Raw genomic sequence first — 26,965 nt, 5'->3', positions numbered from 1 at the left:
AGGCGTAGCGTCCTTATCGACTCTTATGGACAGATATGTGCTTTTATCCTTATGTTACGCATTGCTGCTCTGTGGAGGGCGGCGGCTTAGGAGAGAGGGGGGGATGACCGGATGATCATTACCTGATCCTCTTGTGGCATTAAGCCCGGTCATGGGCTTAAGATCGTGGGGTAGACCCGTTCTGTCATCGAGGTTAACTTGTGCGGGTACGCTATGGCTCTATCACAAAGGACAGGAAAAATCCTCATTGATTTTAAGGCCTTTTTGATGTATAAATATAGGAACATTTCAATTTTTTCCTAACGCTGTATCGTCAGCCATTAAAGAGGGAGTATGGAACAGAGCAAGATAAGAAATATTGCAATCATTGCGCATGTCGATCACGGTAAGACTACGCTCGTCGATCAGTTATTCAGACAGAGCGGCCTTTTCCGCGACAACCAGGTCGTTGAGGAACGGCTTATGGACTCTATGGATCTTGAGAGGGAGCGTGGCATTACCATCGCTTCCAAGAATGGATCTTTTGTGTATAAAGACCATCTTATCAATATTATCGACACCCCGGGACATGCCGATTTCGGCGGGCAGGTCGAGAGGGTCCTAAAAATGGCCGATGGCGCCCTGCTTCTCGTGGACGCGGCTGAAGGGCCCATGCCGCAAACCTATTTTGTACTCAAAAAAGCCCTTGCCCTTAATCTGCCGGTAATCGTGGTAATCAATAAAATTGACAAACCGGCCGGCCGGTGTTCCTGGGTGGTAGACGAGGTTTTTGATCTTTTCGTAAAACTTGATGCGCCGAACCATATTCTTGACTTTCCCGTCATTTACGCCTCAGCGAAAGATGGATACGCAACTCTTGATTACACCGTGAGAAGCGGGACTATGCTGCCCCTATTCGATATGATTATCGACGCCATTCCCGCACCGGTCGGCAATCCGGAGGCCCCCCTTCAGATGCTTGTCAGTTCCCTTAGCTACTCCACGTTTCTCGGGAGGCTTGCCATTGGCAAGATCACTTCCGGGACCTTCCATATCGATAAAGAGGTCGTGGTGGCCACACCGGGAGATACGCCCGTGCGCCCTGCAAGAGTTACCAAGATCTACCGCTTCAAAGGGAACGAGAAGGTCGAGACGGAAAAGGCGGGTGTGGGCGAGATAGTGGCAGTTGCCGGCATGGAATCAATTACCATCGGCGAGACCCTTACCGATCCCCTGAGTCCCATACCGCTTCAGGGCATTGAAGTAGATCCTCCCACCGTGTCCATGACTTTTGTGCCAAACGACTCACCGTTCTATGGCAAAGAGGGCAGATTTGTCACATCCCGGCACCTGAGGGACAGGCTCTTCAGGGAGACTCTTTCCGATGTGGCGCTCGTGGTCGAGGAATTAAAAGAGACCCAGGGATATAAGGTTTCCGGGAGGGGCGAGCTTCATATCTCCATCCTCATCGAGAAGATGCGAAGGGAAGGGTACGAGTTCCAGGTGACGAGGCCTCAGGTGATATTCAAGGAAGTGGACGACGTAAGATTAGAGCCTTATGAGGAACTTACCATCGATGTGGATGAGAACTACATGGGCAGGGTCATTGAGAACCTTGGGGGCAGGAAGGGCGTGATTATCGACATGCGCCAGGAAAACGGGATGGCTAGGCTGAGATATAAGATACCAACCAGGGGTCTTCTGGGGTTTCGTTCCGAATTCCTCACCGAGACGCGAGGCATGGGAGTCATGAATTACATGTTCCTCAAGTTCGACGAGTATGCGGGAGAAATCAGGAACAGGACCAGAGGGGTTCTTATCGCCATGGAGGAATGCACCACGGTGGCATACGCGCTCTTCAATCTTCAGGAGAGGGGAAAGTTATTCCTGGGACCTGGAGAAAGGGTCTACACGGGCCAGATTATCGGAGAGCACTCGCGAGAGGCGGACATCATCGTTAACCCGGCGAAGGGAAAGAAATTGACGAATATGCGTGCGTCCGGCTCGGACGATGCAGTGATCCTGACGCCCTATACCAGGATGACTCTGGAAGAGTGCATAGCATACATCAACGACGACGAACTGGTGGAGATTACTCCGGAATCCATCAGATTAAGAAAGACTATTCTGGATGGCCTGGAAAGAAAGCGGGCCAAGAACGCCGCAGCGTAAAAACTCTTTAGGCTTGAGCGTTTTTGGAGCCGGTAGATGATACCGCCCCCTGATGACGCACCGAATCTTTACGCAACTTTACCAAATCATTGAAACTGTCGAGTGGTTTTTTGATAGGCCGTCCAAATCTTACGCCCCGCTCTTGCGCTGCCGCGACGATATTACACCTCACGTCGGAGCCTGTATTCTCTTTGACGGCGGCGGGAAGTCTCGGAGAGCCTGACCGGCGCTATTGAGGTGCGCAAAGGCGATTTATGAGATTTAAGCCCAAAGGCTTGAGGGCCATACGCTCAAAACTTGGCGGACGAAGGGAGGACCGTTCTCTTTTACGGTGAGAGGTTGATGAATATGGCCTTCGCGCCTGTTTTGACGCGACACGAGGCTGCCTTTCCCCCATTGACTTCAAGGACATAGCGGGTCAAAAACTTTGAGCTTATACTTGTCTCGTCCTTAGGCCGCGCCCACCTGTGAATATGCACGACTTTCATGTCTGACCCGATGAATATCATATCAAGAGGGATAAGGGTATTCTTCATCCAGAAATAGCGCATCTCATCCCGTCCGAAATCAAAGAGCATCCCTGCGTCCTGATCCAACCGCTCTCGAAACATCAGCCCGAGAGTCTGGTCCTTCGGAGTAGTCGCCACCTCCACTGTAAAGGTACAGGGTCCTGGTTTGCCTTTGTTCTGAAGAAAGGTAACCTTTTTACCCACAGGGCCAGCGGTAAGAGCGGTGGTGGGGAGGATAAAGAATAGTGTGAGGGCTATAAAGGCGAATGCCGGGACACGTGGCAGAAGCCGGCGATTTAGATGCTTTATGGAATTAAAGGCCATTACGTCTGAGAAGATTTGAATTTTTGCCGAGCGAACTCGATGATCCCCGGCAGGATGGAGATAAAAATTATTGCCAGGATAACAAGAGAGAAGTTTTCCTTCACCACGGGCAGGTTCCCGAAGAAGAAGCCCGCAAACACGCAGACCGCGATCCAGAGCGCACCCCCGAAGACGTTGTAACCGATAAAGCGCATATAGGTCATGCTCCCGATACCCGCGACAAAGGGTGCGAATGTGCGGATTATGGGCACGAATCGGGCGATCACTATGGTTTTTCCGCCGTAACGTTCATAGAACTGGTGCGTCCGATCCAGGTGCTCCCGGTTAAGGAATCGGATCTTTTCCTTGCTGAATACCTTTGGCCCCAAGATGCATCCGATCCAGTAGTTGACCGTATCTCCTAAAATGGCGGCAACGGAAAGGATGATAAGAAGCCAGGCCATGTCTAGAGCTCCCTTCGCAGCAAAGGAACCGGCGGCAAAGAGAAGGGAGTCGCCAGGAAGAAGGGGGGTGACGACCAAACCGGTTTCGCAGAAGATGACGAAGAAGAGGATGAGATAAGTCCATATGCCGTAGGCGGCGATGATGGCGTTGAGATGCACGTCAATGTGCATGAAGAAGTCTATAAAAGTCTTAAGAGCGTCCATAAGTCAAAGGCGGGGAGTATATAACCCGTCCTATGTATACTACAGTACACAAATCCTGTCAATGTGCTGGAGTTGCGAAGGCGGACGGTATAGGACATAGGGAAACGGAGGACTCGGACCTCGTCGCCTCCATGACTTCAATATAAACAGACGACCTTGCCCATGAATTCGGGATTTTTTGGGATTTCAGAGCCAGACTGCAGGTTCTCCTTAAACGTATAGCGCGGTGGCGGTCGATAATATAAGGCATATCCATCTCTGCCTCACAGGAGGCTGGCGCTTAAACGGCCGGCCTCCTGTCCTGTGATCTCTGCTTAATCTTTGTCTTCTGTAAAGGCTTCCCATTCCCCGCGCTCTTCCAGAACTTTCCTGTAGACTTCAAGGGCTTTGTTCACGAGGGGCATGCCACCGTAAGGTGCAAGTTGGAAGAAGATCTCAGCAAGCTTCTTCGGATCACAGCCCACATTCAGGGCGGCATTCACGTGGAGTCTCAGTTCATCAGCCGCTCCGAGGGCGGCAAGCATAGCGCATGCGGCCATCTGCCTCTCAGGCAGGGTAAGTACGGTCCTGGAATAGAGGTTGCCAGTGATGTGCATGGAAAGGCTATTGGCAAGGTCTCTGTCGAACTGTTTCCACATAATATACGGAGGGTCCATCTTTATGCCCTTGCCGAACAGTTTCTTTGCTGTTTCCTGAGTTTTTTTTCTGATTTCTTCGTCGCTCATGAATTTCCTCCTTAACTATATTCCCTGTCTGAAAGCCGTCAGGGATCAGGGGTTGTGTCCACCGCATCCCCTGTATCCCCCGTACAAATCATGGCATTTCGGTATATTTTTCGGCAAAGTTGATGACGCACATGGTGTTATAGACCTTATGTGCACCGCAGGCGATGCCGATGAAGTGAAAGTCTTCGCTGAAAATGTTGTTCCTCTGCTCCAATCCCTGCGACCCTCCTTCTGTGAGGAGCGCCACGATAAGCCTGTCGGCATCTTTGTGACCATAATACAGGTTTTCTCCTGCTTTCCCATCCCAGAGTCCGTAACCGTTCATCCTGTAAAACGCGTTGTTTCCATCGCTTCCCCTGTGACCGCTCAACCCCTTTGGACCATGGTCTTTCACAAGGGCTGCGGCCGCCAGACAGAGGCCTTTTGAGACCGTAAAGGGGCGGCGCGGGTTCATCTTCTTGAGAAAGAGAATGGCGTCATTGGTATCTTCAGTATTTGAGCGGCTCATGATTGGACCATGCTTGAGTCCTGCCAGATAGTCCGCCCACTCGCCCGGACGCTCCCTCAGGTCGTTCAATTTCCTCATCGCGGCGTCTTCCATGGCCGTCAGTGTAAAATTCCCGATCCCTTCGTTATATATGAGGATACCGTCTGCGATCTTCTTCGCGGGAAGTGCGCACGACGCAAGACTGACTGTCAGGAGAAGGAAGACCGCCCATATTGTCAATTGTGTTGTTATACGCCTCATTTCCGTCTGTATTCTATAATGCCGGGCAGTCTTTGTCAAAGAATGAGGCACCTTTAGCCTAACGCAATAGGAAATCAACCGATTGTTTATTTAATAGGTCCATAATATGTGTCGGCTACATCATTTTTTTATATGGCTTACTTTTCCTCCTGGTTTTGCAATCCGCTGTGCACTTGGCGCCTTGAGCGATGGGTGGCTGTAGGAAAGATCCGCAAAATAAGTTCCCATTGAGGGAAAAAATTTGTATAATATGGAGTCTTTTGACCAAAATTAAAATAGGAGAGTGACCCATGAAAATAGTGTTATTAGGGGCGCCGGGCGCCGGTAAGGGCACGGTGGCAAAGATGTTGACCGATTATGACGGATCAGTGCAGATCTCCACAGGCGATATCCTTAGAAATGCAGTGAAGGCGAAGACAGCCCTCGGGATGGAAGCTCAGGGATACATGGAAAGGGGAGAGCTTGTTCCTGACAAGCTAATCATGGATATCATGGAAGCGAGGCTTCAGGAACCGGATTGTACAAAGGGTTTTCTCCTTGACGGCTTTCCAAGGACCATACCCCAAGCGGAAGATTTGAAGAAGCTCTTGGAAAAACTTAACATCAAGATGAACGCCGTCATCAATCTTGAAGTGCCGAAAGATGTCATTCTTGACAGACTTACCACGAGAAGAACCTGCTCCAATCCGGACTGCCAGGAAATCTATAACATAAAGAGCAAGCCGCCCACACCGGATGGCAAGTGCTTGAAGTGCGGTTCCCCTGCAGTGCAGCGCGCGGACGAAACGGTTGAAGCGATTACGAAGCGCCTTGAGACATATAACGAGAAGACTGCCCCCCTTATTGACTTCTACAAGAAGGAAGGCCTGCTGAAGACTATCGCCTCCCTTAGCAGTGAAGAGATTGTGAACCAAGTAAAAGCCGCAGTGAAGTAACCCGCTAATACGCACTGTGTGAATATCCAGTTCCGGGAGACGGAAGATCCGAATCCCGGAACCTGCCCCACACATATACTTCCCGGCGACCGCTGTCGGCCAGTACGGAGATAAATACACGGATGCTGGGTATGTTTTTCTCAGCCGAATAGAAGGGCCATCCAAATGAAATTCGGATTTTCTACCTATTTCTTTACAAAAACACCGCCGCTGCAGATGATGGAAGAGGCATTATCGCTGGGTATCAACGTCTTTGAGTTGTCTCAGGAGATTCCACAAATCCTTGCGATGGACGACGGATTCTTCCGGGAGATTAAAATCCTGAAGGATCAGGGAGCGGAGTTTTCCATTCACGCCCCTTTTTTCGAGATTAACCTGGGCAGTTTCTTCGACGATATACGGTCCATTTCGAAACGTAAGATAATGAGCGCCGTCGAACGGGCGGGCAGGATCGGTGCAGGACCGGTGGTGATACATCCTGGGTACACGTTCCTTGCACATAAAGTGAAGGAGATAGAGGAGAGGGTCAGGGAAAGTTTTATCGATGATTTAGGGGAGGTGTCCCTTTTGGCCCGGAAGTATGGAGTGAAGATAGGTCTCGAAAACGTCCACATGCCCTATTTCTTCTTTTGTGATCTTCCTGAATTTGAAAAAATTCGCGAACGTATCTCTGATGTGGGAATTACGCTGGATGTGGGACACGCGTATGCAGGCCATTATGCCAAAGGTACGGACGACCCCGAGAGCGCGATACTGTCGGATCTTGAGCGTATCGGTATTGAAAACCTCTTTCACGTCCATCTCCATAACAACACCGGGTTGAAAGACGACCACTCATTTCTCCGGGGCCGTATCGACCTGAAAAGGATTGTGAACGGTCTTGAGAGACTGGGCTACAGGGAGAAGGTTATCGTGGAAAGTTACGATATGGAGCAATTCGGAATGGATGCAGTGATCAAGAAACTCAAAGAGTTTGAGGCGGCGCCGGAAAATCCTACACCTTGAACATCTTAAATCAGCGAAGCGCCCGCACCGGCTTTTTACCCCCCCCCATTAATACAGTAATACTACGTGCGTAAGTGCGCAGATATAGCCCCTCCACCTCCGGCAAAGACCGGCGTAGCAGATCCTAATACTACGTGCGTAAGCGTGCAGATATAGTGCCCCTTAAGCCTTCTGTCTCGTGGTGCGTGGTGTGGTACGTAGTACAATACCTTAAATAAAATACAGGAAACAAGGTAACCGTGTATACTTATATGAATATCACTTGGTATTTCAGACCAAATACTATCGAAAAATTTTTAACGAAGAAATTTTTCAATTGAAAAGAATTATAGAAGAACATTGCCTGTACTTCAAAATAATTGAAGTAAACTATATCCACATCCACCTTCTCATGCAAATCCCACCAAAGCGGTACTCATAATAAAATGAAACATCAGTACAAAACTTAAAGAAAAATTCCATTTTCTCAAAAAAAGCATACTGGAGAACAGACGGTATATTTGGCAGGAAGGTTACTTTGTTTTTCCACCATATGGAATAAACGAAGAAATAATACATAACCATATTGAGCGTCAATGGGCGGAAAGATCAGGGGCAAGAGAGGCTTTAGCTCTGGAATACCCTTAAGCGTGAGCTAAGGGTTGTTTATTAACTTCGTGGTATAATCTAAATTCTTGTCTTCTTATGCGCATTTTAACAAATATGGAGCGTTGTGTTTCGAAAAAAGTTGTATACAAAAACACAATGCCCCCAAAGGGCTACAGAGGTTCAAAGATATTGTTTTGCCTACTGAACTTCATTTGGCAGGCTTGTCGTATTCCCTTGACAAACTTACTGAGAAAAGGATATTAAGTACATTGTATCATAACAACTTTTCTGAAATAGGGGGTCGGATGATGAAAGAAGCGGTATTAGACAAATTAAAGAAGATTGTCGGCAATGAGAATGTCCTTACAACTCCTGAGGTATTGAAGGCCTATTCTTATGACGGCACGACGAGCTGGCAGCATGAGCCGGAAGTGGTCGTTTTTCCTACCACCACAGAGCAGGTTTCTGACATATTAAAACTTGCCAATGCGGAGAAGATACCGGTTACCCCGAGGGGCGGCGGCACCAACGTATCCGGTGGTTCTGTCCCGTGGCTTGGTGGAATTGTTCTTGTTACCACCAAGATGAACCAGATTGTGAAGATCGACAAGGAGAACCTTTCGGCTACGGTCGAAGCGGGAGTGGTCCTCCAGGATCTTACAATGAAGCTGGCGAAAGATGGTCTTTTCTTTCCACCCGATCCGCAGAGTTTCTTGGGCGCGACCATGGGTGGCATCATCGCGGAGAATGCAGGCGGACCGGCATGCGTGAAGTACGGGGTGACGAAGCAATATATCTTGGGAATTGAGGCCGTACTTCCCTCCGGCGACATTATTAATCTCGGAGGCAGAACATTAAAGAATGTGGTGGGGTATGACCTTCTCCACATCCTCATCAGCTCCGAAGGCACCCTCGGTGTAATAACCAAGGCAGAGTTGAAACTTAGGCCCATGCCTCCTGCGAGGAAGACGATCATGGCCGTTTACGCCGATATAGCCGTGGCCGGCGAGAATGTCTACAGGGTATTGGAAAATGGTGTGATACCGAATAAGATTGAGCTTCTCGACAACTGGGTTATCAACAGGATTGAAGAGATGATGCCTATGGGACTCCCCAAGGACGCGGACGCTGTGCTCCTTTTCGAGTGTGACGGCATTCTTGAAACAGTCGATAAAGAAGTGGAGAAGATCGCTGAGATCGCAAAGAAATATGGCGCTACCGATGTGAGAATTGCCAAAGACCAGGCAGAAGCGGATAAGTACTGGATGGCGAGAAAAGCCGGCTTTGCGGCTGTCTTTGGGAAAGCGCCCACGGTACTTTCCGAAGACGTCACGGTCCCAAGAGGTAACATCCCGGCCCTTATAAAGAAAGTCAAAGAGATCGCGAAGAAGCATAATGTCGAGTCATGCTGCCTGGGTCACGCGGGTGACGGGAACCTTCACCCGTCTGTACTGACCGATAAGAAGAACGAAGAGCTTTATAGTAGGGCAATCAAAGCCATAGATGAGATCATAGAGAGCGCGGTAGAGCTTGGCGGAGTCCTCTCTGGTGAACACGGGATTGGCCTTGAGAAACAAAAGTTCTTCAATAAAGTGACGAACCCAGCGGTTGTAGATCTGATGAAGGGAATCAAGGCGCTCTTTGATCCCAACAACATAATGAACCCGGGCAAGATTTGGGACTAAACGAAAGGGGGTCACGCTTGGAAGATCTAAAAGAGCTGAAGAAAATAGAGAAATTTGCCGACCAGTGCATGAAATGCGGCTTTTGTAGCTTTTTCTGCCCTGTCTACCAAGAAGAGAAGGTGGAGACCGCCGTCGCGAGAGGAAAGAACTATCTTGTAAGGCAGATGATCCAAGGAGATCAGAAGTTCACCCCGGAGATGGCCGATATTATAGGCAAGTGCCTGCTCTGTAAGCGGTGCGCTGCCAACTGTCCCGCGAAGACACAGATTGACAGGGTGGTTGTAGGAGCGAGAGCCCAGCTCGTCAAGGAGAAGGGACTGGGTTTTGTCAAGAACTTTGCTTTCCGGAAGGTCATGGCCAACAGGAAAGCCTTCGGTAGGTACGTGAAGTTGGCCAAGACGTTCCAGTTCATGATGCCGAAGACCGAAGGCAAGATACGTCATCTCCCCGATTTTCTAAAAGGGTTAGGCCAAGGGAGGAATATCCCGGAAATTGCCGACAAATTCCTTAGGGATCGAGTCAAAAGAGTAAATAAGCCTCAGAGTGGGCCGGCTAAGATGAAAGTCGGTTTCTTTTCGGGATGCGCCATGGATTTTGTGTACCCCGAGTTAGGACTCAAGATCATCGACGTTCTCACCAAACACGGCTGTGAAGTGATAGTCCCCGAAGAGCAGAGCTGTTGCGGCGCTGCCATCTACTTCTCAGGCGACTTTGAGACGGGCAGAATGCTTGCCGAGGAGAACATAAAGGCTTTTAAGGATGTGGACTATATCGTGACCGGCTGCGGCACGTGCAGTTCTACCCTGAAGGATTATCAGAAATACCTTACTGATACCGAGGACCAGCAGAAAAGATACGAGGCATTCGAGAAGAAGATTAAAGACTCTACCGAGTTCCTGATTGATATCCTTAAGATCAATCCCTCCGACTTCAAACTCAAGAAGGAATTTGAGGGAAAGACGGCAACATGGCACGACCCGTGCCACCTGATACGGTATCAGAACATAAAGGAGCAGCCGAGGGCGATCTTAAAAGCCCTTAAAGGACTTAAGTACGTGGAGATGCCAAATGCCGACCTGTGCTGCGGCATGGGAGGCTCTTTCAGTGTCTATCACTATGATCTGACGAAGAAGATCGCGGCCAAGAAGATGGATGGCATCAAAGCCACTGGGGCGGACATAGTCGTCACGGCCTGTCCCGGCTGTATGATTAATCTGATCGACAATGTCCTCCAGAACAAGATGCCTCAGAAGGTGCATCACTTCTTGGAGTTAGTGGAATAGAGGGATCAGGTTCGGAAAATATACTCTTGTATATCCTTATGTCCGAAAGGGATATATAAGAGAGGTTGGATTTGTCGAACCCCCGCGGCCGGCTGTTGGACAACCTGTTTTCTTTGTTCCTTGAGGGAGGCAAAGGCAGGTGCACTAAGCAGGGGAGAAGCTGAGAGGGAGAGGATTCAACATAGAGTCTGCGCTTAAGGTTTGGCCGCATGAAGAAGTGGCGACACCAGTGTCAATTGTTGCGTTAAAACAGCACAGAAGCAAGGGCTGTGGCATTTCTTTTGTTTTTTTGGCGTATATCGTCTCACGATGAGGTGGTGTTCAGCGATTAGCGATTGACCATGAGGCTTAGAATCAAAAAACATGGGGATATTTTTTCAAATTGTATGTTGCGCTGCGATGGGGATTGGTATATTATGGACGGAGAAGTACTTCCGGAAAAAACTGAAAGTTGCTGTGGTAAACACACCGGGAGGTGTACACTTTTCTTGAAGGCAATACACCGCCGGAGGGCGGTAGACTGATTTCATCAACATAAACAAGGAGGGTTTTATGAAAAACGGGCATTGGATGACGGCAAAAGAGGTATTGAAGGTAAACGCTTTCAAGTGGCCGGACAAGATCGGAATCAAGGATCTCTATAAGAGTTATACATTCAAACAGTGGAACGAGAGAGCGAACAGGCTTGCGAACGCCCTTGCCGATATGGGTATGAAGAAGGGCGACCGGTTTGCGGTGCTTGCCTACAACTGCGTGGAGTGGATGGAAATCTATGGTGCTGCCGCAAAAGGCGGGTTTGTCTGCGTGCCGCTCATGTTCCGGCTCGCACCGGTGGAAATGGAATACAACATCAACCATAGCGAATGTAAAGTCTTTATCGTCCAGGGAGGCGTGGACGGCTCGGATGGAAAGGAATTCCCGTGGATAAAACAGGTCGCTGAGATGAAAAAGAATCTGCCTACAGTGACGGGCTATATCTCCTTCGCAAACGGCAAAGAGACCTACGACGGTTTTACCTCTTACGAAGCGGCGCTTGCCAAGGCGAGTCCTATGGAACCGGCCACAGTGGTCGATGCGGACGACCCGTGGGTGATCATGTACACCGGCGGAACGACAGGGAAGCCGAAAGGTGTGGTAAAAAGCCACCTCAATCTCTTCTCCCAGTATTTCATCATGATTTATGACCATCAGTTTAATTTTGACGATGTGAACCTTCTCGTCATGCCATGCTGCCACGTGAACTCACTCTTCTATTCCTTCGTGGCCACTTGGGTTGGCGGAGCGGTCATGTGCTATAATATGGTCAGCTTTAACCCTGAAGATCTGCTTAAGACCTTTTCGGACCACAAAGTTACATTTACCTCCCTTGTCCCGACTCACTACATCATGATGTTGACCCTGCCCGATGAGGTGAAAAAGAAATACGATCTCAGCTCCGTGAAGAAGCTCCTTATCTCCTCGGCCCCCGCCAGAAGAGACACGAAGATGGGCGTTCTTAAGATGTTCCCGAACTCTGAGCTTAACGAGGCCTACGGCTCGACCGAGGCAGGAATCGTCACCGTGTTGAAGCCGAGCGAGCAGCTCACGAAGCTCGGGTCCTGCGGACGCGAGGTTATCGGTACCGACCTTATAGAGCTCTACGACGAAGATGGAAAGCTTGTCACCAAGCCGAACGAAGTGGGCGAGCTCTATTCCAGAAGCCCGATGGTCTTTGAGGAATACTGGAAAGACCCGGAAAAGACGAAAGCAGCCATGAAGGGAGAATATTTCAGCGCCGGCGATATGGCATACAGAGATGACGACGGCTACATCATCCTCGTCGACAGAAAAGCGAACATGATCATCTCCGGCGGCGAGAACATCTTCCCGTCAGAAGTTGAGAACTGCGTGGGCGGTCATGACAAAGTGAAGGACGTAGCCGTAATCGGCGTTCCTCATGAAAAATGGGGCGAGCAGGTGACTGCGGTAGTTGTCCTCCATGAAGGGCAGACATCTACAGCCGAGGAAATCAGTAGTTACTGCAAAGGCAAGATCGCTGGCTTCAAGGTACCTAAGAACATCTTTTTCATCAAGGACGAAGAGATGCCAAGAAGTGGCGCCGGCAAGATACTCCACAGGATGCTCAGAGAGAAGTACGGTAAATGGGCCGACCATCAGTAAAATGTTGGTAGTCGTCGGCTTACGGCGAAAAACAAAAGGCGGGGGGCATATGCCCCCCGCCTTTTTCCATCAACTGGGCACGGGTTATGCCTTTATGATTTCGAAAGACAGTTGCCCGTCGTCATATGTCAAGGTACGGATACTTACGTCCATGCCGGCCACGATATCATCAATGGGAATATCCTTGGCAAGCCTTGCAAAAAGTTTTATGTCACCGAAGTTTACTACTCCCATGGTATAGGGAGGATCTGCTTCGAAACCGAAGGGTGCATAGTACGCAGTCGTAAAAGTCTCGAGTTTACCTTTCGTGGGCATCTCAAACCAGTCCATTTCAGCGGAAAAGCATGAGGAACAATCGGCCCTGGGCGGGAAGAACTTCGCACCACACTTTTTACATACTGTGCCGTTGATTTTTCCCTCAGCGAGGAGATCAACAAATTTTGCCGTTTTCGTCATTGCTGTGAAGCTTCTTCTTCCGAATTTTTCGAATCCCATGGAATCACCTCCCGAATATTGTGACGCTGCCGTAGAGGCCTACGCCGCCGACGTTGTGTACGAGACCGATGTCAGGGTTATTGGGGACCTGCATCGGGCCTGCCTCGTCTCTGAGCTGGAGCACGATGGTACGCATCTGCGAACCGCCGGTTGCTCCGATGGGATGGCCCTTTGAGAGAAGCCCGCCATCGACGTTGACCGGTATTTTGCCTTCTTTATAGGTCTCTTTGGCCCTGATAAGTTCTTTTCCTTCGCCCATCTTGGCAAATCCCAAGCCTTCATACGCCATAATTTCCGCGATGGTGAAGCAGTCGTGAACTTCTGCTACCTTGATGTCTTTTGAGGTGATGCCGGCCATCTTGTAAGCCTCTGCGGCAGCAGCGTAACCAACGCTCAGACCTTTCGAGAAATCGGGCCTTGCCGCCATGTTGACAGCCTCGGAGGCCGCGCCGATACCCATGATCCAGACAGGTTTCTTGGTGAACGCTTTGGCTTTTTCAGCATTTGCGAGAATGATGCAGGAACTGCCGTCAGCGTTTGCACACGCATCGCCGACCCTCAGGGGCCATGCCACGGGACCCGCCATCTTCGCATCTGGGTTGGTGGCATCAAAATCCTCTGCCTTCACGCCTTTGCGATATACTGCTCTTTCGTTGACTGTGCCGTATGATGCGGATTTCAATCTAACGCCCATAAGATCTTCATGTGTGAGGCCGTTCTTCGCCATATATGCCCTGGCATAAAGAGCGTAGTAAGCGGGCATCATGGTGCCGAACGGGGCTTCCCACTGGATGTCGGCGCCTCTTCCCATTCGTTCCTGTGACTCTGCGGAGGTAATCTCCGACATCTTCTGGAACCCAACCACCGCGACCATGTCATGGAGGCCGGCCTTGATCATGCTGTATGCTACTTTTACACCGGTGCTGCTTGATGAGCAGACGGTTTCTACATAGAATGTCGGCTGGGGAATAAGTCCTAAGTACTCGGCAAGAACACCAGCAGGTGATCTCTGCTTGTCATACTCAGGGGCTGAACAGAATACGGAAGCCCCGATATCTTTCTGGGTGATGCCAGCGTCGAGGGCTGCTTCCTTGAAGGCTTCAAAGGCGAGTTCCCTGATTGAACCCGGATAGCCCCTGACGAAGCTACTTTGGCCTACGCCGATAACCGCAACATCTTTTGCCATAACTCCTCCTTAATTCATTTTTTTGTATGCTTATTCCGTTGATACATTGCTACGAAACGATTGTGGTCTTTCATATCTCTCGAAAAGGCGTGAGTTCCATCATTTTTTGATACAAAATAAAGATAGTCGACGGCTGCCGGATAAAGGGCTGCCGTGATTGAGCTTCGATCAGAGTTGCATATGGGTCCCTTGGGCAGGCCCTTGAATGCATAGGTATTGTATGGCGTGTAAGTCAAAAGGTCGGACTTTCTTATGGGACCGTCATATGCTCCGCCATAGAGGACCGTGGGATCACAATCAAGAGACATACCTTTTTTCAGCCTGTTATGAAAGACGGCCGAGATGAGGAATTTCTCGTCTCTCTGTTTGGCTTCTCTCTCGATCATTGACGCCAGGATAAGTGTTTCGTGGACGGTCAGGCGCATTTCCTCCATTCTTTTTCTTATGTCTTTTCGTGCAAAAAAACTGAGTGTTCTCTGCGCTATTTTCTCGAGGAGCTTATCAACATCAATCTCTTTGCTGTAGTAATAGGTATCGGGGGCAAGGTACCCTTCCAGGGAGTCGGCCTCAATCCCTAGCCCTTTAAGAAAAGCCCCGTCTTTCGTGAGTTTCAGGAAATCTTCCCCCTTCATGATGCGCGATTTCTCAATAGACCCCGCCAGATTGTAAACATTATTTCCTTCCACTATTTTCAGGGTATATATATTCCTCTCGCCATGAGCCATCTTTTTCAGGATTTCAAGCATACCCATGTCCCGCGTGAGATCATATTCGCCAGCGATCAGCTTTCCTTTATAGAACAGGGATAAGCCGACAAACAGATAGGGAAGGCGTATTATGCCCTCTCCGGCAAGTTGATGGGCGATGCCGGTAAGACTCGTTCCTTGTTTCACGACAAACTCGACCCGCTCAGGCCCGGAGATTTTTGGAATACTGGCATGGATCGCCGACTGGGTAAAAATCAAAACGAGCAACGTAGCGGCGATTATGTATTTACCCTGTCTTTTGAGCATCAAGATATCCCTGTAATATAATCTGGGCTGCCATCATATCGATAAAAGGCTTCCTTTTTTTGTGGCTTACCTCGGCCATTTCGAAGATCCTGCCCGCTTCGTTCGTGCTGAACCTTTCATCCCACAGCGCTACTGGGGTTCCGGTATGTCGTTCCAGTTCCTTGGCAAACTGCGTTACCGATTGAGCTCTCTTGCCTATCGCTCCGCTCAGATCCTTGGGCAAACCCACGACGATCTTTCCGACTTCATGTTCGGCCACAATCTTTTTGAAAACCTCAAGGTCTTCGCGTAAATTGACCTTAGTGTACACCTTTAGCGTCTGTGCCAGAGTGTGCGTGGGATCCGACAAAGCAACTCCTATCCTCCTGTCGCCCACATCAAGACATAAGATACGCATTTTGCAGTATTATAGCAGTTTTGCCTTCCAAGATTCAAATATATTCGCTCCGCTCGCCCCCCTCCACCTCCTTTTCTCTTCTTTATTCCTGGCATCTATCCCGGTATCCCTTTTACATTGATTTAACTATGAACTCTCTCTCGTTTCGTCTATCGCACAGAAGGGCTGGGTCTATTACGGCATGTCATGCGCCTTACGCCTGGGGTATAATTGACTTACCATCCCTATGATGGAATCTGGCGCTAATAACAGAGTTCTGTTATACATATCTGCGAGTGGCAAAAGGAAATTGATTGTTTTGGGGTGGAGGGACATACCGGTATCTCCACTATTATGACTCGTATGTTAGGCCGCCTTTTTCAATGCGTGCCCCAATATACCAGAGTACGCCATGCAGGTGATTTGAAAACCGGGAGACTCCTTGGCCGGTGACATTGGATCGGTTGTCGCTGTGACGAGAATATCAATGGGTTGTTGCTTTACCGGTGGTACAGCTTTACCAATACGAACGTGTTCGCTGCCGGTTCAACAAAGGATACCACAAAAAGATACCGGTATTTCGTTGCCTGCGAGGCTCAATGGCATGGCAAAGGCTGCCAATTTTTGTTCCATAGCGCTATAGACGAGGGACGCTAGTACCGGGTTATCAATCATTTCACCTCATCATTCGATTTTATAGGCAGAAACTCCAAAATTGAGACTGGGAGAAGGACGGGGAAAACTTAAGATAGAGAGCAAAATTATTGAGAAATTATGCTTGCATGTCTTGCCGATTTCCATGGAAAAAGACCCGATAAAAAGTTAAAATAATAAACTTCTGCATCTGCAACGGATACACTGGCAGGCGGAAAATCCTTAAGGAGGAGGCGTGGCAGAATGGATACTAGGGCGATTCAGCAGATAAGCTATGGTGTATATATAATAAGTTCTAAAAAGGGCGACAAATTAAACGGTCAGATTGCAAATACCGTGTTTCAGATTACGTCGGAGCCGCCAACCGTGGCGGTTAGTATAAATAAGCAAAATTTGACCCACGAATTCATCCGAGAGAGCAAGATGTTCAGCATATCGGTTGTTTCGAAAGAAGCGCCCATGATTTTCATAGGCCTTTTTGGTTTCAGGTCGGGAAGAGATGTGGACAAGTTCAAGGAGACGGGTTTTAAAACGGGCTCCACCGGGGTCCCGGTGATTATAGAAAATTCAGTGAGTTATATGGAGTGTGAGGTAATAAGCGAAACCGATGTGGGGACGCACACCATTTTCATCGGGAAGGTGGTGGATTGTGAGATGCTGAATGGATCCGAGCCCATGACTTATGCCTATTATCGTGCGGTCAAGGGAGGGAAATCACCGAAGACCGCCCCCACATACTTGGCCCCGGAAGAATCAAAAGAAACGGATGGAGGGAAAAATAAATTATGAATGAAGCGATGAAAGTCCCATCGTACCTCAATATATAGTGGTTAGCGTCTTAAACCCAAACCTTATCTGACATTCCCCCCATACGTACAATAAAAAAGAGGATGAATGTCAGATTTGAGTCTGAAGGAGAGGGTTATGTGTGTGACCCTGCTGCAGACGAATCCTCTGCCAACGGTATCGCGTCAGACACACTCTTCGGCAAGGTTTCCGATACTTGGGTTGGTCCTATATGCGGCGTCCCGAAATCGGAATTCGAAAAAATATAACGAGAGGGAATATCATGGGAAAAGCGTTGTTACAGACTGATTTAGTGGATATAGGTACTCCGAAAAGAGGCAAGGTGAGAGACATCTACGATCTCGAAGACTCTCTCCTCATCGTAGCCACCGATAGACTGTCGGCCTTTGACGTGGTCCTTCCTACAGGAATTGATGATAAAGGCAAAGTACTGACACAGCTTTCCGTCTTCTGGTTTCGCGAGATGGAGGGTATGATAAAAAACCATCTGATTGAAGTCGTTGCGGAGCGTTTTCCCGATAAACTGAGAAAATACAGCAATATCTTGGGCGGCAGGAGCATGATTGTCAGGAAGGCGAAGCCTTTTCCTGTTGAGTGCGTAGTGAGGGGTTATCTCGCAGGCTCCGGATGGAAGGACTATCAGGAGTCCGGCAAAGTGTGCGGCATAACGCTGCCGGCAGGCCTCCTTGAATCATCAAAACTTGAAAAGCCCATTTTTACGCCTACTACGAAGGCTGAACAAGGCCATGACATGAATATCTCATTTGAGGAGATGGCCGTCATGGTAGGAGGGGACCTTGCTGTCAAGTTGAGGGACATAAGTATCGGGATATACGAAAGAGCATCCGCTGTCGCTGAGACAAGGGGAATCATCGTCGCCGACACGAAGTTTGAGTTCGGTCTGCTTGACGGAGAAATTATACTGATAGACGAGGCGCTGACGCCTGACTCATCAAGGTTCTGGTCGGCAAGAAGCTACAAGCCAGGCCAGGAGCAGGACAGCTATGATAAGCAGATCGTTCGTGACTACCTGAATACTCTGGACTGGAATAAACAGTATCCGGGCCCGGAACTACCTGCGGACGTAACTGAAAAAACCAGAAAGAGATACACGGAGATACTGGAAATACTGACGGGCAAAGGTCTGGAGAAGCCTGTTGGCTCATAATGAAATCTTCCCCAAGGACGCTGTCTGGTTAAACCATGGGTGCGTTCTTGCCATGTGAGAGGCGGTTACGCTTTGATTTATACATGTTTGATGAAGCCCATTTCATGATATTGAGAGCTGCAATTGTGCCGTATACAGTCACGGATGGGGTAACCTTGCTGCCGAGGATGATGAAGGTGTCTTCAGGGGTAGCGAAATATATGTCGGCTGATTAAGGCTACATCTAATTTTTCTCACTTGGCCGAGCTGGAGGTCTGGTTGGAATGGAGTAAACGAAAGAGCCGTCCTGTGTGTACTTGCGGTTTTCTCTTGACCATCTTTGACGAGTACCTGAAAGTGACATGGGCGGGAGACAACACGGTGTTAGCTTGGAGGGCAGGAGGAAGGCTTACTCCCGATATTCCTTGAAAAGCCTGTCCATTTCCTGCTGATAAAGGACCTTGAATTCGCGGGACTCCCATTTGAGATCTGCATTACGGCGAAGAAGATCGGAGGCGACCTTGTCTCTGAAATTGGACTGACGGGCCTGATTTCCGGGATATAAAACTTCGGCGATATCGTGCGGTTTTCTCATATTTTTGATGACTCTGGCTATGGTGATGATCATATACGCAATGAGGGTGAAGGCAATCAAGCCCGACAAAGTCCACAGGCATATGAGTGTTTTATCACCTAACACGAACACGTGATGTAACTCCGTCTACTTCAATACCACTGAACTCTTCTTCGAGAAATTACGCGCGAAGTTACCGATCAGAGGCAACCCGAACCATTCTCCTTTGTAAGCCTTCCACATGAGAACAGCCCAGAGTGCAACTCCCACGAACCACAGACATGCTGCGATGAGAAGTCCCACATGGTGGGGGATCAGAAACAGGACAATCATCATGACGGTCAATCCCACAAATGCAAAGACCGACTGCATGGCGTGAAACCGGACGAATTCGTTGTTTTTCTCCATGACAAGAAAGATGATACCTGTCGCCCAGCCGAAACTATAGGAAAGAAGCGCCTCAAAACTTTGATCCATCCCAAGCGATGTCTCCTGCTGCATCTCCTTTTCTTCCATCCCTTTCCTCCGTTTTTTTGAATCTCGTGTTGAGAAGGGTAAGCAAAATTATCTGTCCTGTCAATATAAAATATGTAAGTTTGGGTTGACAGGGCGTATTTCGGATATTATGGTAATATATGAGCAATAGCTTTGTGGACGATGGAAGGGCAGAGAATCGGAACATGCCCGCAGATCATGGGTCGGCATGGAAAGCCCTCGAAAAGCATTACAAGGAGATAGAGAAGACGCATCTTCGCGATCTTTTCGCTGACGATCCGGAGCGGGGAGGCAGGATGACGGCGGAGGCGGTGGGGATCTATCTTGATTACTCCAAGAACCGCATTACCGACGAGACTTTGAGGCTTCTCTTTCAACTTGCAGAGGAATCGAGGCTCCGTGCGCGTATTGAAGCAATGTTTAACGGGGAGAGGATCAACGCTTCCGAGCAGCGGGCCGTGCTCCATGTGGCGCTCCGTGCTCCCAAGGATGCGTCGATCCTCTTAGACGGCAGGAACGTGGTGCCTGAGGTACACGAAATACTCGACAAGATGGCCGATTTCTCTCTCAGGGTGAGAAGGGGGTTGTGGAAAGGCCATACTGGAAAGCCGATCCGTAACGTCATCAACATCGGCATCGGAGGGTCTGATCTCGGACCTGTCATGGCCTACGAGGCGCTTAAACATTATAGCGACCGCATAATGACGTTCAGGTTTGTTTCCAACATCGACGACACTGACTTCGCGGAGGCAATCCACAATCTTGATCCGGCGGAGACCCTCTTTATCATCTCCTCAAAGACTTTCACGACGCTGGAAACCATGACCAATGCGCGAACAGCACGGAAATGGTTGGTGGCTGCCTTAGGCAATGACGAAAAGTCGGTAGCCAGGCATTTTGTGGCGGTGTCGACTAATGTACAGGCAGTAGCGGACTTCGGCATTGATACGGCCAACATGTTTGGTTTCTGGGACTGGGTCGGGGGACGTTACTCCATAACCTCCGCCATCGGCCTGTCCACGATGCTTGCCGTCGGTCCAGGCAACTTCCGGGCCATGCTTGATGGCTTCCACGAGATGGATGAGCATTTCAGGACATGCCCGTTTGAGCGCAATCTGCCCGTGCTCATGGGCCTGCTGGGCGTTTGGTACAACAATTTTTTTGGTGCAGAAACCGTGGCGGTCTTGCCCTACGATCAGTATTTGAAACGATTCCCGGCCTACCTGCAACAGTTAACCATGGAAAGTAACGGCAAACATGTCACCTTTGACGGAAAGAAAATCGCTTACCAGACAGGCCCGATTTACTGGGGCGAGCCGGGGACCAACGGTCAACACTCTTTTTATCAACTGATCCACCAGGGAACCAGACTTATCCCCTGTGACTTTATCGCCTTCAGCCGGTCTCTCAATCCCCTTGGCAGACATCACGACATGCTTCTTGCCAATTTCTTTGCCCAGAGCGAGGCACTGGCTTTCGGTAAGACTACTGACCAGGTGAGGGCCGAGGGTACGCCGGAATGGCTTGTGTCGCAACGGGTTTTTGAAGGAAACCGTCCCTCCAACACGATCCTCGCGGAGCAGCTCACGCCCGGGACACTTGGGAAACTTGTCGCCTTGTACGAACACGCCGTCTTTGTGCAGGGCTCCATATGGCGCATCAATTCCTTCGACCAATGGGGAGTGGAGTTGGGGAAAGCCCTTGCCCAGTGTATTATCCCGGAGCTTGAGGGTGAGGTGGAGCCTGCGCTTACCCATGACAGTTCCACAAACGCCTTGATCCGCCGCTATCTCGCTCAAAGAGCATACCATCCCGGTAGACTGTCCGCACAGCAGAAGGACCCTCGTGGTGACAATGGCCCGCAAGGATGAGACCTCACTTTGGGTAACGGCGCAGGCACGTAAGCCTCCCTCTCCTTGGCGCGGTCTGTAAGGGGTAAATTTCAGTCTCTTTTTTGAGGCAGTGTAAGGCAGTGCGTCTGTTTCTTTTTGATCGTGCCTCTGACCCTGCACTTGGCCGATAGGCATTACACTGATTTTTTACTGAAAGGAGGATAAGATGCCGGTAGCCGACTATAAGATTTATTGCGAGATGATTGACAGGGCAAAGAAGAACCGTTTCGCCTATCCCGCTATCAACGTGACGTCCCTTGCCACGGCCAATGCGGTCTTAAAAGGTCTCGCGGATAGCAGGAGCGACGGGATTATCCAGATTTCCACAGGGGGCGGCTCCTTTGCCTCGGGTTCTTCCGTCAAGGATATGGTCCTAGGCGCCATCTCAATTGCCGAACACATCCACCGCGTTGCGGACCGGTACCCGGTCTATGTCGCGCTCCACACGGACCACTGCACGGCGGACAAACTGGACAAATTCGTGATTCCTCTGGTGGAAGAGACCGAGAAACGGCGCGCCCAAGGTAAACGGAACCTCTTCAACAGCCACATGTTCGACGGGAGCAACCTCCCTCTTCACGAAAATCTCGATATTGCAGTGAAGCTCCTTCATCGGTTTGCGAAGAGCGATCTGATTCTCGAGATCGAGGCGGGAGTGGTAGGCGGCGAAGAAGATGGGGTAAAGGCGAGCGCTGCCGCCAAGCTCTATACGACGCCCGAGGATACCCTAGAGGTGGCGCGGCGGCTTAATCCGATAGGGGCGCCATACCTGCTGGCCGCCACTTTCGGTAATGTTCACGGAGTCTACGCACCGGGACATGTTCATCTGAGGCCTTCCATCCTGAAAGAATGCCAAGAGGCGGTGATAAAACAGTACGGCGAGCAGTCCCGATTCTTTCTCGTGTTTCACGGCGGTTCCGGATCATCGGCGCAGGACATTGGGGATGCCATTGATTACGGCGTGGTAAAGATGAATATCGACACGGACACCCAGTATGCCTTTACCCGCGCCGTTACAGATCATTTGTTCAAGAACTACTGCGGTGTCCTCAAGGTGGACGGCGAAGTGGGCGACAAGAAAGTTTATGACCCCCGCGTTTATATGACCCTCGCTGAGACGGCTATGGCGGAGCGAGTCAGGCGGGCGGTGAGCGAACTCAGGGGTTTGGATACGACAATAATGAAGTGATTTATATGATGAGCGTGCCGAATACCTTCATCAATCAAGAGCGCCAGTTTTACAGCGATGACGAGCGCGACTGTATCTATCGCCTTGCACTAGCGGATCGGGGGGACAATTCTCACATATTACAAAGCCATCTTTGACGCCAATAGCGGTGCGTTTAAGCGATGAAAAAAGGATGCCCCATACGGTTCAATCCGCTCCTCCAGGCAAAGAGAACTATACTTTTTAATCTACGGTCCAATTCCCCTCCCCTTGGGGCGCTTCCTAATAGTCAGTCGTAAACCCCGGGATACCACGCCGCTTGCGACGGGAGGTTCATTGACATAAACTGGTGGGCTCAGGATCAGTCAGTATGATCATTCCACAGGGGAAGGGAAAAGACAAAATCCTCATCACTTTCACGGAAGTCGGCACAATCCCGGTATCAGTCAAGAACGGCAAAGACGGCTATGCTTTACTTACTATCATACGCAACTTCCCTCAGAGCTGGAATTCCAGTCCTGAGGGAAGTTGCGCTTTATTAGACGTATGACAGAATAAATATCGCTATTTTACTATCAGCAATGGTTACTTTACCTAATAATAAAATATGCTTTATCAAGACCTCTTTTGTTAATTGCAACACCGCCATTTTCTTTGGGTATGTCTATTTGTATCCTTATTTTCCGTAATATTCGCCATAGCAACATCACCTTTCGCTACAACACATAGCCCCCATCCTCTCTCTGTCCAACACCTGCACGAGGGTAGAACTATTGTGGTCCCATTATGGTCATCTTACATACAGTCCCCGACGCCGGTGCGGTTCCCGCCAAGTTGACCGCAATCATTAAATCCCCAGGCCCACCCTTTGCCATCGCTTGTCAGTGCAAGAGAATGTTCGGCTCCCGCGGCCATAATCTTCACATCTGATATCGGCTCGAAGGAGCCTCTATTATTAGGTCTATAGGTGTTTAGTCCTTTGAGTAATGGGTGTAAATGGAGTGGACTGCCAAAAGAATACGGAAGCATACAATCTATACTCGGCTTGCTTGATGGGCAAAGAACAATATTCTGCAGAAGGCTTTTCGATTGCTTCAGGAACTAGGGATTATTGAGATTAACGTATCTATTGTGTCTCTTGATTCCAAAGTACATCCAGATGGAATGGGTGCTTTAAAAAAACTGGACCCCAGCCTATTGGAAAAACACGTGGCGGCTGGAACACAAAAATTCATATGGTTGCCGCATCTGATAGGAACGCCGTAGCATTTTCACTTTCAGGAGATGCACCGCTCTTGGTGCAGTTTCAGAAGAAACTTTTCTTTTGATGGATCGTGCATATGAAACGGTATCCGGCTAAATCCTTGGGTTACCTGCCCGTTGTTCCGCCAAAGAGAAACCGAATAAGTACAATGAAGAACTCTACAAGAAGCACAATCAGGTAGGAGCGTCTATTCCGTAGAATTAAACGCTTCCGGCGAGTGTTCACACGGTATGATAAGTTAGATGTTATGTTTGCTGCATTTGTTTTACTGGCATTGACCGTTGATGCCTTGCTTTATGTTAATGGGGCCTAGCTTAACTATTGGCGACACAATCTAAATTTTGTTAATCATGGTACCCGGCCGGAGACGCCTCTTGAATCCGGCCGGGTACCATGATTTATTTGTATGGATGATTCTCAGTTCGCAGTGAAGACCACATCGACCCAGTAGTTGGTACTGTTCCACGTGTACGTGGGGAAACTGCCTGCAGGGCCGTAGGTATATACTCCGTTAGCTCCCAACACACCGTTCCGAAGAGCATGTAAAGGTGCGTTGTCTGCACCTTTGTTCGCGAAATAATTCATGTCATAACTATAGTTGCCTTTTGTCGTATGATAGGAAGCGACATAGATCGTATTTGCGGAGATCGCTACAGGGGTAGAAAAATTCACCTGCTGCCACCCTGAGGCGGTCTCGTTTGTAAAAGTGGCTGTTGCAAGGCGCGTTCCGTTGCTTGTCCAAAGATGACCCACATGGGTTCCTGTATTTGTTCTCGCCTTGTGGAACCTGATTCCGTGAATATATCCCGCTATGTCAGAGCGGAATTTTACGCCAAGTTCCACAGGGCTAGGCCAGGGGTTGACTGTCTGTGGAGATACAGGGCTGGGCCAGATGGAAGAATAGGAAGTCGGCGGAATGACAGCAAATGACGCCGCAATGGTATGGCCGGCGGCAGTAACGTTGTTAAATGTATAGGAGTTCACCGCACCTACTGATGTGTCGTCAACGGTCACGTTGCTTACTCTGAAACCGCTGTTCGGGGTAAACGTGAAGGTTTGGCTGCCTCCGCTTGAGACGCTTACGCTGCCAGACGGAGAGATTGAACCTCCTATTCCTGCAGATGCGGTGATGGTGTAAGAGCCGTTCTGGGCACTCTGGGAGATAGTGAAGGTTTTGCCCGCAATCGTCAATGACGCCGTTCTCTCCCCCCCAGTATTTGCAGCCACATTATATTCCACCGTTCCATTGCCCATTCCTCCGTTGGCTCCTGACGTGATAGTTATCCAGTTGGCTCCCGTCGAGGAGACCGACCATGAGCAGTCGCTCTGGGTCATCACTGACACACTGCCTCCCGATGGTCCCGAGGCGGCCACAGATGCGCTTGTCGGGGAAAGCGTGGATGTGCAGATCGGGGGCGGGTAGATTACCTCGTTTGAAAGATTACTTTCTTTTCCGGCGGAGTCGTATGCTGTAGCAGCTATGTAGTATGTTTTTCTGTCTTCAAGGGACAGAGAACAAGTTGTTACATTCCCCACATCCTTAATTGTGCTATAAGTATTGGTCGCCTCCGTTCCGTAGTAAATGTTATATCCAGCAGCGCCGCTCGAACCATCCCATGCCAAGTTGACTTGGGCGGCGTTAGCGCTTCCATAGAAGAACACTGATGCCGCAAAGAAAAAACACCATGCTGCAGCAATAAGGGACCGAAAAAAAACTTTACGTGTCCTTCGCAGTGTATGATGGTTCATGTACTCCTCCTCACTTTATGATCTGGGACATAGAAAATACGCACGCATAAACAACACCTTGTTCCGATCCATGTCAGTTAAGTCTGATAGAACAAGTTTATTATGTATCCTAGGCCCCTAACGTCTTAACCGTTCCGCAGCCACTTATCAAAGTATCGGCGTCGGACACCTTTAACCTTAAAGTAAAGCCATGAAGAGATAAGACCGCAAAGCCCGACTGCATGGATAATTTTACACAAAAATATCCGCCCTTGGGGTAATAAATTCTTTATCTATAAAAAAATAGAGCAAAAAAGATGCCATAATAGGCTTACTTTGTAGATGTCCACGAATGCACATGTAAAGGAATTTATGCCAAGAGGCATGGTTTTCCCGGTCTACTGACTGAAGTAATATCCATACGTATAAAAAGTAGGTATGTAGGTTAATTTCTTCACCTTATCGTGGATAGGGCTTTCAATGAGTTGAAACCGGCGCGGTTTTGTTATAAAATGAACCAAGGAACGGATTGACAAGGAAAGTATAACCAGTTATTGCTTATAAGGAGGCGTAATGAAAATATTCATTGAATACTGCGGTGCCTGAAACTTTCTCCCTTTCGCTTCCAGGGTGGAGGCGGAGTTGAAAGCGAACTACCCCGATTCGAAGATTGAGCTCAAGGAGGGGAAAGCAGGTATTTTCGATATAACATGCGATGATAAGTTGATCTTCTCTAAGAAGGATACTGAAGGACAACGGTTTCCCCACGAAGGAGAAGTAGCCAGGTTGATCAAGGAGAAGAAGGGCTGACCCCAGGCCCATTTCACCGGAACAGCCGCGCTTTTCTAAAGAGGTCTGCCAATATTGACAGGACGCTGTGAACATATATTTGCGCGATGCATCGGAGATGGGGTTCCCGTAAACCGCTTGAAATAGCCGATGGTTCCTGCCTATATCGGGCGTGCCGCAGCGATGGAGTCACCGTTATGGCGGTCTGGATCAGAAAGCTGACACTCCTTTGACTTTAACCTGCTAAAGGCTCCGTTTTTTGCTTCCACGGGTGTAGCTCTGCTCACCTTTCCGGCCGGAGCCGAACTTCATCCGCACGCAATGAGAACCATGCTAAAGGAAGTCGCCGTCGTCGGCTTGGTTGGTTTCTCTGCTCCGTTCCTCGGGTGTGCAACTGGCCTTGAGCTTTGATGGGGAGGCCAGGCGAGATGGCCTCTAAAGGTTTTGCCCTGACAATAGCCTCCATGGCTGTTGTCTACGGGGTCGTGTTTGAGATTGGTCTTTAAACCATTTTAATTTAACATATACTATAACCATCTTCAGCAAACCAAGAGCGAATACCAGATGCTGACGCAAGGTTCAAGACTTCTGTGCCATAGTATCATCCAACAATTTTC

At 49.3% G+C, this 26,965-nt stretch carries 25 protein-coding genes and 1 pseudogene; 14 read left to right on the top strand and 12 right to left on the bottom strand.

Annotation, left to right across the window (positions count from 1 at the left end; all coding sequences use genetic code 11):
• Nucleotides 1-333 precede the first annotated feature (333 nt).
• The gene (gene typA / locus LBQ00_08655) at nucleotides 334-2,151 is read left to right on the top strand and encodes a translational GTPase TypA (protein ID MDR2018915.1); all 1,818 of its coding nucleotides are present in this window, start codon (nucleotides 334-336) and stop codon (nucleotides 2,149-2,151) included.
• A 326-nt stretch (nucleotides 2,152-2,477) separates the two neighbouring features.
• On the opposite strand, the gene LBQ00_08650 is transcribed toward typA, so the two are convergent.
• The 4 genes from LBQ00_08650 to LBQ00_08635 form a co-directional block, all read right to left on the bottom strand.
• Entirely contained in the window at nucleotides 2,478-2,864 is a 387-nt protein-coding gene (locus tag LBQ00_08650; GenBank protein ID MDR2018914.1) for a DUF192 domain-containing protein, read from the bottom strand.
• Nucleotides 2,865-2,983: 119 nt separating this feature from the next.
• Complete coding sequence (locus LBQ00_08645) at nucleotides 2,984-3,631, bottom strand: DedA family protein (protein ID MDR2018913.1); 648 nt, start codon at nucleotides 3,629-3,631, stop codon at nucleotides 2,984-2,986.
• 314 nt (nucleotides 3,632-3,945) lie between these two features.
• Entirely contained in the window at nucleotides 3,946-4,356 is a 411-nt protein-coding gene (locus tag LBQ00_08640) for a carboxymuconolactone decarboxylase family protein (protein MDR2018912.1), read from the bottom strand.
• Between the two features lie 88 nt (nucleotides 4,357-4,444).
• Nucleotides 4,445-5,104, bottom strand: a complete 660-nt coding sequence (locus LBQ00_08635; protein MDR2018911.1) for a CAP domain-containing protein — start codon at nucleotides 5,102-5,104, stop codon at nucleotides 4,445-4,447.
• A gap of 290 nt (nucleotides 5,105-5,394) precedes the next feature.
• Between LBQ00_08635 and LBQ00_08630 the strand changes: the two genes are divergently transcribed.
• The 6 genes from LBQ00_08630 (at nucleotide 5,395) to LBQ00_08605 (ending at nucleotide 12,760) form a co-directional block, all read left to right on the top strand.
• Entirely contained in the window at nucleotides 5,395-6,039 is a 645-nt protein-coding gene (locus tag LBQ00_08630; GenBank protein ID MDR2018910.1) for an adenylate kinase, read from the top strand.
• 165 nt (nucleotides 6,040-6,204) lie between these two features.
• Nucleotides 6,205-7,044: a sugar phosphate isomerase/epimerase gene (locus LBQ00_08625; protein MDR2018909.1), complete on the top strand. Its 840-nt coding sequence runs from the start codon at nucleotides 6,205-6,207 to the stop codon at nucleotides 7,042-7,044.
• A 214-nt stretch (nucleotides 7,045-7,258) separates the two neighbouring features.
• Nucleotides 7,259-7,465, top strand: a complete 207-nt coding sequence (locus LBQ00_08620) for a transposase (GenBank protein ID MDR2018908.1) — start codon at nucleotides 7,259-7,261, stop codon at nucleotides 7,463-7,465.
• A gap of 472 nt (nucleotides 7,466-7,937) precedes the next feature.
• Nucleotides 7,938-9,317 (top strand): FAD-binding protein, encoded by a 1,380-nt coding sequence (locus LBQ00_08615; GenBank protein MDR2018907.1) that lies wholly within the window; start codon nucleotides 7,938-7,940, stop codon nucleotides 9,315-9,317.
• Between the two features lie 17 nt (nucleotides 9,318-9,334).
• Entirely contained in the window at nucleotides 9,335-10,600 is a 1,266-nt protein-coding gene (locus tag LBQ00_08610) for a (Fe-S)-binding protein (protein ID MDR2018906.1), read from the top strand.
• A 552-nt stretch (nucleotides 10,601-11,152) separates the two neighbouring features.
• Nucleotides 11,153-12,760, top strand: coding sequence for an AMP-binding protein (locus tag LBQ00_08605; protein MDR2018905.1), 1,608 nt, complete (start codon nucleotides 11,153-11,155; stop codon nucleotides 12,758-12,760).
• Between the two features lie 84 nt (nucleotides 12,761-12,844).
• Here LBQ00_08605 and LBQ00_08600 read toward each other — a convergent pair whose 3' ends face one another.
• Genes LBQ00_08600 through ruvX form a run of 4 tightly spaced genes read right to left on the bottom strand, consistent with a single transcriptional unit; the run spans nucleotide 12,845 to nucleotide 15,851 of the window.
• The gene (locus tag LBQ00_08600) at nucleotides 12,845-13,255 is read right to left on the bottom strand and encodes a Zn-ribbon domain-containing OB-fold protein (protein ID MDR2018904.1); all 411 of its coding nucleotides are present in this window, start codon (nucleotides 13,253-13,255) and stop codon (nucleotides 12,845-12,847) included.
• 4 nt (nucleotides 13,256-13,259) lie between these two features.
• Nucleotides 13,260-14,441 carry an acetyl-CoA acetyltransferase gene (locus tag LBQ00_08595; GenBank protein MDR2018903.1) on the bottom strand — a complete coding sequence of 394 codons (1,182 nt, stop codon included), beginning with the start codon at nucleotides 14,439-14,441 and terminating at the stop codon, nucleotides 13,260-13,262.
• Nucleotides 14,442-14,455: 14 nt separating this feature from the next.
• Nucleotides 14,456-15,454 carry an endolytic transglycosylase MltG gene (gene mltG / locus LBQ00_08590; protein MDR2018902.1) on the bottom strand — a complete coding sequence of 333 codons (999 nt, stop codon included), beginning with the start codon at nucleotides 15,452-15,454 and terminating at the stop codon, nucleotides 14,456-14,458.
• Nucleotides 15,435-15,851: a Holliday junction resolvase RuvX gene (gene ruvX / locus LBQ00_08585; protein ID MDR2018901.1), complete on the bottom strand. Its 417-nt coding sequence runs from the start codon at nucleotides 15,849-15,851 to the stop codon at nucleotides 15,435-15,437. Before ruvX ends, mltG begins: the two co-directional genes overlap by 20 nt.
• An 876-nt stretch (nucleotides 15,852-16,727) precedes the next feature.
• Here ruvX and LBQ00_08580 point away from each other — a divergent pair.
• The 3 genes from LBQ00_08580 to LBQ00_08570 all read left to right on the top strand — a co-directional run bounded on the left by LBQ00_08580 (nucleotide 16,728) and on the right by LBQ00_08570 (nucleotide 18,459).
• Complete coding sequence (locus tag LBQ00_08580; GenBank protein ID MDR2018900.1) at nucleotides 16,728-17,273, top strand: flavin reductase family protein; 546 nt, start codon at nucleotides 16,728-16,730, stop codon at nucleotides 17,271-17,273.
• A 101-nt stretch (nucleotides 17,274-17,374) separates the two neighbouring features.
• Complete coding sequence (locus LBQ00_08575; protein MDR2018899.1) at nucleotides 17,375-17,539, top strand: rubredoxin; 165 nt, start codon at nucleotides 17,375-17,377, stop codon at nucleotides 17,537-17,539.
• 14 nt (nucleotides 17,540-17,553) lie between these two features.
• The gene (locus LBQ00_08570) at nucleotides 17,554-18,459 is read left to right on the top strand and encodes a phosphoribosylaminoimidazolesuccinocarboxamide synthase (GenBank protein ID MDR2018898.1); all 906 of its coding nucleotides are present in this window, start codon (nucleotides 17,554-17,556) and stop codon (nucleotides 18,457-18,459) included.
• Nucleotides 18,460-18,847: 388 nt separating this feature from the next.
• Here LBQ00_08570 and LBQ00_08565 read toward each other — a convergent pair whose 3' ends face one another.
• Nucleotides 18,848-19,144 carry a hypothetical protein gene (locus LBQ00_08565; protein ID MDR2018897.1) on the bottom strand — a complete coding sequence of 99 codons (297 nt, stop codon included), beginning with the start codon at nucleotides 19,142-19,144 and terminating at the stop codon, nucleotides 18,848-18,850.
• Between the two features lie 15 nt (nucleotides 19,145-19,159).
• Nucleotides 19,160-19,528 (bottom strand): DUF4870 domain-containing protein, encoded by a 369-nt coding sequence (locus tag LBQ00_08560; GenBank protein MDR2018896.1) that lies wholly within the window; start codon nucleotides 19,526-19,528, stop codon nucleotides 19,160-19,162.
• A gap of 119 nt (nucleotides 19,529-19,647) precedes the next feature.
• Here LBQ00_08560 and pgi point away from each other — a divergent pair, with 119 nt between their 5' ends.
• Both pgi and fbaA read left to right on the top strand, forming a co-directional pair.
• The gene (gene pgi, locus LBQ00_08555; protein MDR2018895.1) at nucleotides 19,648-21,378 is read left to right on the top strand and encodes a glucose-6-phosphate isomerase; all 1,731 of its coding nucleotides are present in this window, start codon (nucleotides 19,648-19,650) and stop codon (nucleotides 21,376-21,378) included.
• A 187-nt stretch (nucleotides 21,379-21,565) separates the two neighbouring features.
• Nucleotides 21,566-22,588 (top strand): class II fructose-bisphosphate aldolase, encoded by a 1,023-nt coding sequence (gene fbaA, locus LBQ00_08550; GenBank protein MDR2018894.1) that lies wholly within the window; start codon nucleotides 21,566-21,568, stop codon nucleotides 22,586-22,588.
• A 774-nt stretch (nucleotides 22,589-23,362) separates the two neighbouring features.
• On the opposite strand, the gene LBQ00_08545 is transcribed toward fbaA, so the two are convergent.
• A complete protein-coding gene (locus LBQ00_08545; GenBank protein MDR2018893.1) occupies nucleotides 23,363-23,482 on the bottom strand; it encodes a hypothetical protein in 120 nt (39 codons plus the stop codon).
• Between the two features lie 73 nt (nucleotides 23,483-23,555).
• On the opposite strand from LBQ00_08545, the pseudogene LBQ00_08540 reads away from it, so the two are divergent.
• A pseudogene (locus LBQ00_08540) lies at nucleotides 23,556-24,144 on the top strand (IS5 family transposase).
• A 104-nt stretch (nucleotides 24,145-24,248) separates the two neighbouring features.
• On the opposite strand, the gene LBQ00_08535 reads toward LBQ00_08540, so the two are convergent.
• Nucleotides 24,249-25,580, bottom strand: coding sequence for a DUF4082 domain-containing protein (locus tag LBQ00_08535; protein ID MDR2018892.1), 1,332 nt, complete (start codon nucleotides 25,578-25,580; stop codon nucleotides 24,249-24,251).
• A 609-nt stretch (nucleotides 25,581-26,189) separates the two neighbouring features.
• Between LBQ00_08535 and LBQ00_08530 the strand changes: the two genes are divergently transcribed.
• Complete coding sequence (locus LBQ00_08530; GenBank protein MDR2018891.1) at nucleotides 26,190-26,369, top strand: Rdx family protein; 180 nt, start codon at nucleotides 26,190-26,192, stop codon at nucleotides 26,367-26,369.
• Nucleotides 26,370-26,965: the final 596 nt, after the last annotated feature.

The organism is Syntrophobacterales bacterium (assembly GCA_031274925.1).
GTDB lineage: Bacteria > Desulfobacterota > Syntrophorhabdia > Syntrophorhabdales > Syntrophorhabdaceae > PNOM01.
Note: the sequence above shows the minus strand (reverse complement) of the source record. Positions and strands in the feature narration are given on the sequence as shown.

Bases quoted from the DNA above. Each gene is read 5' to 3' on its own strand.
- LBQ00_08535 (MDR2018892.1), bottom strand. From the start codon at position 25,580: ATGAACCATCATACACTGCGAAGGACACGTAAAGTTTTTTTTCGGTCC.
- LBQ00_08570 (MDR2018898.1), top strand. From the start codon at position 17,554: ATGGGAAAAGCGTTGTTACAGACTGATTTAGTGGATATAGGTACTCCG.
- LBQ00_08595 (MDR2018903.1), bottom strand. From the start codon at position 14,441: ATGGCAAAAGATGTTGCGGTTATCGGCGTAGGCCAAAGTAGCTTCGTC.
- LBQ00_08575 (MDR2018899.1), top strand. From the start codon at position 17,375: ATGAATGTCAGATTTGAGTCTGAAGGAGAGGGTTATGTGTGTGACCCT.
- ruvX (MDR2018901.1), bottom strand. From the start codon at position 15,851: ATGCGTATCTTATGTCTTGATGTGGGCGACAGGAGGATAGGAGTTGCT.
- LBQ00_08630 (MDR2018910.1), top strand. From the start codon at position 5,395: ATGAAAATAGTGTTATTAGGGGCGCCGGGCGCCGGTAAGGGCACGGTG.
- LBQ00_08600 (MDR2018904.1), bottom strand. From the start codon at position 13,255: ATGGGATTCGAAAAATTCGGAAGAAGAAGCTTCACAGCAATGACGAAA.
- LBQ00_08615 (MDR2018907.1), top strand. From the start codon at position 7,938: ATGATGAAAGAAGCGGTATTAGACAAATTAAAGAAGATTGTCGGCAAT.
- LBQ00_08645 (MDR2018913.1), bottom strand. From the start codon at position 3,631: ATGGACGCTCTTAAGACTTTTATAGACTTCTTCATGCACATTGACGTG.
- LBQ00_08545 (MDR2018893.1), bottom strand. From the start codon at position 23,482: ATGGCCGCGGGAGCCGAACATTCTCTTGCACTGACAAGCGATGGCAAA.
- typA (MDR2018915.1), top strand. From the start codon at position 334: ATGGAACAGAGCAAGATAAGAAATATTGCAATCATTGCGCATGTCGAT.
- LBQ00_08635 (MDR2018911.1), bottom strand. From the start codon at position 5,104: ATGAGGCGTATAACAACACAATTGACAATATGGGCGGTCTTCCTTCTC.
- LBQ00_08605 (MDR2018905.1), top strand. From the start codon at position 11,153: ATGAAAAACGGGCATTGGATGACGGCAAAAGAGGTATTGAAGGTAAAC.
- LBQ00_08560 (MDR2018896.1), bottom strand. From the start codon at position 19,528: ATGGAAGAAAAGGAGATGCAGCAGGAGACATCGCTTGGGATGGATCAA.
- LBQ00_08625 (MDR2018909.1), top strand. From the start codon at position 6,205: ATGAAATTCGGATTTTCTACCTATTTCTTTACAAAAACACCGCCGCTG.
- LBQ00_08580 (MDR2018900.1), top strand. From the start codon at position 16,728: ATGGATACTAGGGCGATTCAGCAGATAAGCTATGGTGTATATATAATA.
- LBQ00_08640 (MDR2018912.1), bottom strand. From the start codon at position 4,356: ATGAGCGACGAAGAAATCAGAAAAAAAACTCAGGAAACAGCAAAGAAA.
- mltG (MDR2018902.1), bottom strand. From the start codon at position 15,454: ATGCTCAAAAGACAGGGTAAATACATAATCGCCGCTACGTTGCTCGTT.
- pgi (MDR2018895.1), top strand. From the start codon at position 19,648: ATGAGCAATAGCTTTGTGGACGATGGAAGGGCAGAGAATCGGAACATG.
- fbaA (MDR2018894.1), top strand. From the start codon at position 21,566: ATGCCGGTAGCCGACTATAAGATTTATTGCGAGATGATTGACAGGGCA.